Raw genomic sequence first — 5,920 nt, forward strand, 5'->3', positions numbered from 1 at the left:
GCGGGCGGACCGGGGGCCGGACGGGGAGACCGTCTACCGGCAGCGGGCGCTGTTCCACCCGCACGGTCTGCTGGGGCAGGCGTACTGGTGGGGCGTTTCGCCGTTCCACGCGGTGGTATTCGGCGGAATGGCGCGCAACATCGCCTCGGCGGCCGAGGCGGGGGCCGCGGGCGTCGGGCGGCGGCGGTCGGTCACCTCCGGGGCGGGTTCTGGTCCGGGTGGTGGCGCAGCGCGGCCAGCTCCTCGTTCATGGCTGCCAGGAAGCGCACGACGGCGCGGAGTTCCGCGTCGCTGAAGCGCTGCCGCACGGTGTCGGTGGCACGCGCGAGGGGGCGGAAGTACTCGCGGGCCACCTCCCGGCCCCGAGGGGCGTAGTGGAGGTGGACGATTCTGCGGTCGGCCGAGTCCCGGGTGCGCCGAATGTGGCCCGCGCGCTCCAGGCGGTCCAGGCAGGCGGTGACCGCGCCGGAGGTGAGCTGGAGGCGCTCGCGCAGCAGCCCGGGGGTGACGGGTCCGTCCCGCTCGCCGTCCAGGATCTCCACCAGGGCCTGGACGTCGGTGGGGTGCAGGCCCTGGGAGTGGGCGAAGTCGTGCGCCATGCGGCTGAACTCGCCGTTCATGCGGCGCAGCAGCACGGCGAACGCCTGGAGGCCGGTCGGACCGTCCTCGGGGCCGGCGGGTGGCTCGGCGGAGGCGTCGGCCGGTTCGCCGGTGGGGTCGTCTGAGTCGTGCACTCCCCCACGATATACAGTCTTGATCGCAAAGCTTCTCAATGAAAAAGATTTAAGCCCGCGCAGGCGGTGCCCACATCCTTCGGTTCAGGGGAGTCGATGAAACCCACACCGCGTTTCCTCAGGTGGCTGGTACCCGCCGCGCTGATCGTCGTCTGGCTGGCGGTCGGCGGCGCCTTCGGCCCGTACGCCGGGAAGATCAGCGAGGTCTCCACCAACGACCAGGCCTCCTTCCTGCCCGAGAGCGCCGAGTCGACCAAGGTGATCGAGGCCCAGGAGGACTTCCGGACCTCCGAGACCGTGCCCGCCATCATCGTCTGGGAGGCCGACGAGGGCGGCATCGACGCCGGTCAGCGGCAGCAGGCCGAGCAGACGCTGGCCGAGCTGGCCCAGGCCCCCGGCGTCGCCGGCCGCCCCTCGCCCGTGCAGCCGTCGGAGGACGGCGAGGCCCTGCAGGCCGTCCTCCCGCTCTCCTCCGAACTCGACGAGGGGATGGGCGACGTCGTCGACGCCATCCTGGAGACCGCCGGGCAGGTGGAGGGCACCGAGGCGTACGTCGCGGGCCCGGCCGCCACCCAGGCGGACCTGTCCGAGGCGTTCGCCGGGATCGACGGGCTGCTGCTGGGCGTGGCGCTCAGCGTGGTGCTGCTGATCCTGCTGCTGGTCTACCGCAGCGTGCTGCTGCCACTGGCGATCATCCTCGGCTCGGTCTTCGCCCTCGCACTGGCCACCGCCATCGTCTACTTCCTGGCCGAACGGGACGTGGTACGGGTGGACGGCCAGGTGCAGGGCATCCTGTTCATCCTGGTCATCGGCGCCGCCACCGACTACGGGCTGCTGCTGTCGGCCCGCTTCCGCGAGGAGCTCGCCCACAGCGGTGACCGCGTGGGCGCCGCGCGGACCGCGCTGCGCCGCTCCCTGGGCGCCATCGTCGCCAGCGGCTCCACCGTCGCCCTGGGCCTGCTGGCCCTGCTGCTGAGCGATCTGCGCAACAACCGCGCCCTGGGCCCGGTCGGCGCCATCGGCATCGCCTGCGCGATGCTCAGCGCCCTGACCTTCCTGCCCGCGGTGCTGGCGGTGCTCGGCCGGTCCGCGTACTGGCCCGCCCGCCCCAAGCCGCCCGCGGACCCCTCCGACCCGTCGGCCGCCCGGGGCGTGTGGGGCCGGGTGGCGGCCCTGGTGGACCGCTCCCCGCGCCGGGTGTGGGCGGTGTCGCTGGCGGGCCTGGCCGTCGCCGCCGCGTTCTTCCCGACCCTGTCGTCCACCGGCGTGCCGACCAAGGAGATCTTCGTCGGCGGGGCCCAGTCCGTCACCGCCCAGGAGAGGCTCAACGAGCACTTCCCCGGCGGTTCCGGCAACCCCGCCGTGATCATCGCGGACGCCGGCCGGGTGCGGGAGGTCACCGCCGCCGCGCAGGACGCCGAGGGCGTCGCCTCGGCCGCCCCGGTCACCTCCTCGGGCCGCCCCGGCGGGGGCGAGCCGCTGGTCGTCGACGGCCGGGTGAGCGTCCAGGCCACCCTGTCGGCCGGGGCCGACTCCGACGAGGCCCTGAAGACCGTCGAGCGGCTGCGGGAGTCGGTGCACGCGGTGGACGGCGCGGACGCCCTGGTCGGCGGCTACACCGCCCAGCAGCTCGACAGCCGCGACACCGCCCGCGAGGACCGTGCGCTGATCATCCCCGTCGTCCTGATGATCATCCTGGTCATCCTGATCGGACTGCTGCGGTCGGTGGTGATGCCCGTGCTGCTGGTGGCGACCGTGGCCCTGAACTTCCTGGCCACCCTGGGCATCGCCGCCCTGGTCTTCGAGGGCCTCCTCGGCTACAGCGGCACCGACCCCTCCATCCCGCTGTACGGGTTCGTGTTCCTGGTCGCCCTCGGGGTGGACTACAACATCTTCCTGATGACCAGGGTCCGCGAGGAGACCCTGCTGCACGGCAACCGGATGGGCGTGCTCAAGGGCCTGACCGCCACCGGCGGGGTGATCACCTCGGCCGGGGTGGTGCTGGCCGCCACCTTCGCGGCGCTGGTGGTGATCCCGCTGTCCTTCCTGGTGCAGATCGCCTTCATCGTCGCCTTCGGCGTGCTCATGGACACCGTCCTCGTGCGCTCCCTGCTCGTCCCGGCCCTCGCCAGGGACATCGGGCCGGCCGTGTGGTGGCCCAGCGCGCTGAGCCGCCGCGGCGAGGAGGCGCAGACACGGCCCGGAGGGGACCGGGAGGGACGCCCCGCGCCGGATGCCGGGTAGCGTTACGGCGCAGGACAGATCGGCAGGTGCCCCGGTCGGGGCGGGAAGGATGACGCGCGATGCGGGCCCGGGTCGTCACGGCACAGGAAGGCACGGGGTAGCGGCCTCATGCACATCGTCATCATGGGATGCGGGCGCGTGGGCGCCGCGCTCGCCCGGACCCTGGAACAGCGGGGTCACACGGTTGCGATCATCGACCGGGACGAGGCGGCCTTCCGCCGCCTCGGCTCCTCCTTCGGCGGGCGCCGGGTGGAGGGGATCGGCTTCGACCGCGACACCCTGCGCGAGGCGGGGATAGAGGAGGCCGGGGCGTTCGCCGCCGTCAGCAGCGGCGACAACTCCAACATCATCGCCGCCCGCGTGGCGCGCGAGATGTTCGGCGTGGAGAACGTGGCCGCCCGCATCTACGACCCCCGCCGCGCCGAGGTCTACCAGCGGCTGGGGATCCCGACCGTCGCCACGGTCCGCTGGACGGCCGACCAGATGCTGCGGCGGCTCCTGCCCTCCGGGGCGGAGCCGCTGTGGCTGGACCCGACCGGCGGCGTCCAGCTCGCCGAGGTGCACGCCTCCACCGCCTGGGTCGGGCACCGGGTGAGCCGTCTGCAGCAGGAGACGGGCACCCGGGTCGCCTTCATCACCAGGCTGGGCGAGGCGATGCTGCCCACTTCCGACACGGTGATCCAGGAGGGCGATCTGGTGCACGTGATGATGCGCTGCGACCGGGTCGGCGACGTGGAGGCCGCGTTCTCGCGCGGCCCCGAGGGAGAGGCACGATGAGGGTCGCGATCGCCGGGGCCGGCGCGGTGGGACGTTCCATCGCCGGGGAACTGCTGGAGAACGGCCACGAGGTGCTGCTGATCGACAAGGCGCCCGGCGCCATCTCGGTGGAGCAGGTGCCGCAGGCCGAGTGGCTGCTGGCCGACGCCTGCGAGATCACCTCGCTGGACGAGGCCGCCCTCCAGCGCTGCAACGTCGTGATCGCCGCGACCGGCGACGACAAGGTCAACCTCGTGGTCTCCCTGCTGGCCAAGACGGAGTACGCCGTACCGAGGGTCGTGGCGCGGGTGAACCACCCCAAGAACGAGTGGCTGTTCAACGAGTCCTGGGGCATCGACGTGGCCGTCTCGACCCCGCGGCTGATGTCCGCGCTGGTCGAGGAGGCCGTCAGCGTCGGCGATCTGGTGCGGCTGCTGCGCTTCAGCCAGGGCGACGCCAACCTGGTCGAGCTGACCCTGCCCCCCGAGTCGGCGCTGGCCGGCACGCGGGTGGGCGAGGTGCGGTGGCCCGAGGACACCGCGCTGGTGACGATAATCCGCGGCAGCAGGGTCCTCACCCCGGGCCCGGAGGACGCGCTGGAGCCGGGCGACGAGCTGCTGTTCGTCGCCGCCCAGTCCCGCGAGGAGCAGCTGGAGGAGCTGCTGTCGGTGCGCAGGGAGCCGGAGGACGACTCCCGGTAGCGGCGGGCTCCGTACGGGAGGGCGGCGGCCCCGGTCGGTGGACCGGGGCCGCCGCCCTCTTCCGTGTGCCGGACGGCCTCCGCGGGGCCGCGGGGACTCAGGAGTCCGTCCGCGCCTCGCCCGCCACGCGCTCGCGTTCCCGCTCCTTCTTCCTCTCCGCCTCCGCGGCCTCCTCCGCCTCCATCTCGGCGATCACGTCGATCGGCGGCGGGGCCTTGGCCAGGAAGACGTAGGTCAGGTAGACGCACAGCAGCAGCGGCGGGATGCCGAGCGCCACCTTCACCCAGCCGAGCTGGGTGGCGTCGCCCCAGAAGTAGATCGGGAAGAGGATGGCCGACTTGGCCAGCAGGACGATGCCCCAGGCCCAGGTCGCCTTGGTGTAGGCCGCCAGGCGCCCGGGGTTGCGGGTGCGCCAGGATAGGTTCTCGCGCATCAGCGGCCCGAGCAGCACCCCGATCAGCGGGAAGCGCAGCATCGCCGAGAGGCAGTACGCGACCGCCAGCCCCAGGGTGTAGAGCATGCCCGGCAGGTAGAAGTTCTTGGCGTCGCCCGACATCATCGCGAAGACCGCGCCGATCCCGACCCCGAAGACGCCGCTGAAGGCGTGCTTGAGGGTCTCGCGCCGCACCAGGCGGGCCAGCGCGAGCAGGACGCTCAGGCCCAGGGCTGCGACGGCCGCGAGGTGGATGTCCCGCCTGATCGTGTAGACCAGCACGAAGACCAGCCCGGGCACGGTGGTGTCCACCATGCCCCGCACCCCGCCGAACGCCTCCATCAGCGCCTTGTCCGTGACCGTCGGACCGGGCGCGCCGGCCTCGGCCACGGGCCCGGTCCCGTCCACGCCGGCGGCCGGCTTGTCGAGAGAGGTCACCCGTTACTCCTGTCCGCTGTCCTGTCCGATGGGTCGCAGCTCGTACTTGGGGTTGAACAGCACCGGACGGCCGCGGTTCATCGCGATCCGCCCGTGGGCGATCAGCCTGCGGCCCGGTTCTATGCCCGCGATGGACCGGCGGCCGAGCCACACGACGTCCAGCGGGGCGGACCCGTCGAACAGCTCCGCCTCCAGGGCGGGCACGCCGGCCCTGGGGCGCTGTGTCACCGTGCGCAGCGTACCGGTCACCGTGACGATCTGCCGGTCGCCGCAGTCGCAGATGCGTGTGCAGCCGCTCTCCTCGGTGTCCTGCCGGAGTTCGGCGGAGAGCAGATCCTCCTGGGAGGAGGCCAGACGCCCGAGGAGGCGCCGCAGCCGGCCGCCCCTGTCGAGTCGGGTAACGCCACTCATACGGCCAGCCTACCCGCGCCCGTCACCCCCGGTAATGCCCCGGAGGGCCCCGGAAGCGGATGTGACCGAAGGCTCCTCCCCGGTGCCCCCCGGGCCCTCCAACGGGCCCTCCGGCCGGCCCAGACCCCGCGGCGCGCACCGGGCTCACGGTCCGCCGTGCCCGGCGGTGGACGGCGGGCGGCAGGCCGCGCGGTGCGGGCGGG

The 5,920-nt window shown here is 73.2% G+C and carries 7 protein-coding genes; 4 read left to right on the plus strand and 3 right to left on the minus strand.

Annotated elements, in window-relative coordinates:
• The coding region (locus L7D48_RS24445) for a DUF2867 domain-containing protein (protein ID WP_237882552.1) at positions 1-295 on the plus strand (295 nt) is incomplete at its 5' end.
• On the opposite strand, the gene L7D48_RS24450 is transcribed toward L7D48_RS24445, so the two are convergent.
• Positions 192-734 carry a MarR family winged helix-turn-helix transcriptional regulator gene (locus L7D48_RS24450; protein WP_374493600.1) on the minus strand — a complete coding sequence of 181 codons (543 nt, stop codon included), beginning with the start codon at positions 732-734 and terminating at the stop codon, positions 192-194. The genes L7D48_RS24445 and L7D48_RS24450 overlap by 104 nt on opposite strands.
• 96 nt (positions 735-830) lie before the next feature.
• On the opposite strand from L7D48_RS24450, the gene L7D48_RS24455 reads away from it, so the two are divergent.
• From L7D48_RS24455 to L7D48_RS24465, 3 genes are all read left to right on the plus strand, one after another.
• Complete coding sequence (locus L7D48_RS24455; protein ID WP_237882554.1) at positions 831-2,978, plus strand: MMPL family transporter; 2,148 nt, start codon at positions 831-833, stop codon at positions 2,976-2,978.
• A gap of 108 nt (positions 2,979-3,086) precedes the next feature.
• Positions 3,087-3,755 (plus strand): TrkA family potassium uptake protein, encoded by a 669-nt coding sequence (locus L7D48_RS24460; protein WP_206350219.1) that lies wholly within the window; start codon positions 3,087-3,089, stop codon positions 3,753-3,755.
• On the plus strand, positions 3,752-4,435 hold the full coding sequence (locus L7D48_RS24465; RefSeq protein WP_237882556.1) for a TrkA family potassium uptake protein: 684 nt from the start codon (positions 3,752-3,754) through the stop codon (positions 4,433-4,435). Before L7D48_RS24460 ends, L7D48_RS24465 begins: the two co-directional genes overlap by 4 nt.
• Positions 4,436-4,532: 97 nt before the next feature.
• Here L7D48_RS24465 and L7D48_RS24470 read toward each other — a convergent pair whose 3' ends face one another.
• On the minus strand, positions 4,533-5,306 hold the full coding sequence (locus L7D48_RS24470; protein ID WP_374493605.1) for a DUF3159 domain-containing protein: 774 nt from the start codon (positions 5,304-5,306) through the stop codon (positions 4,533-4,535).
• Between the two features lie 3 nt (positions 5,307-5,309).
• Positions 5,310-5,717: an OB-fold nucleic acid binding domain-containing protein gene (locus L7D48_RS24475; protein ID WP_093851230.1), complete on the minus strand. Its 408-nt coding sequence runs from the start codon at positions 5,715-5,717 to the stop codon at positions 5,310-5,312.
• Positions 5,718-5,920: the final 203 nt, after the last annotated feature.

It is taken from the genome of Streptomyces sp. ICN903 (assembly GCF_022015835.1).
Classification (GTDB): domain Bacteria; phylum Actinomycetota; class Actinomycetes; order Streptomycetales; family Streptomycetaceae; genus Streptomyces; species Streptomyces fenghuangensis.

Excerpts from the sequence above, each read along its gene's own strand:
- L7D48_RS24460 (WP_206350219.1), top strand. The coding sequence starts at position 3,087 with ATGCACATCGTCATCATGGGATGCGGGCGCGTGGGCGCCGCGCTCGCC.
- L7D48_RS24455 (WP_237882554.1), top strand. The coding sequence starts at position 831 with ATGAAACCCACACCGCGTTTCCTCAGGTGGCTGGTACCCGCCGCGCTG.
- L7D48_RS24465 (WP_237882556.1), top strand. The coding sequence starts at position 3,752 with ATGAGGGTCGCGATCGCCGGGGCCGGCGCGGTGGGACGTTCCATCGCC.
- L7D48_RS24475 (WP_093851230.1), bottom strand. The coding sequence starts at position 5,717 with ATGAGTGGCGTTACCCGACTCGACAGGGGCGGCCGGCTGCGGCGCCTC.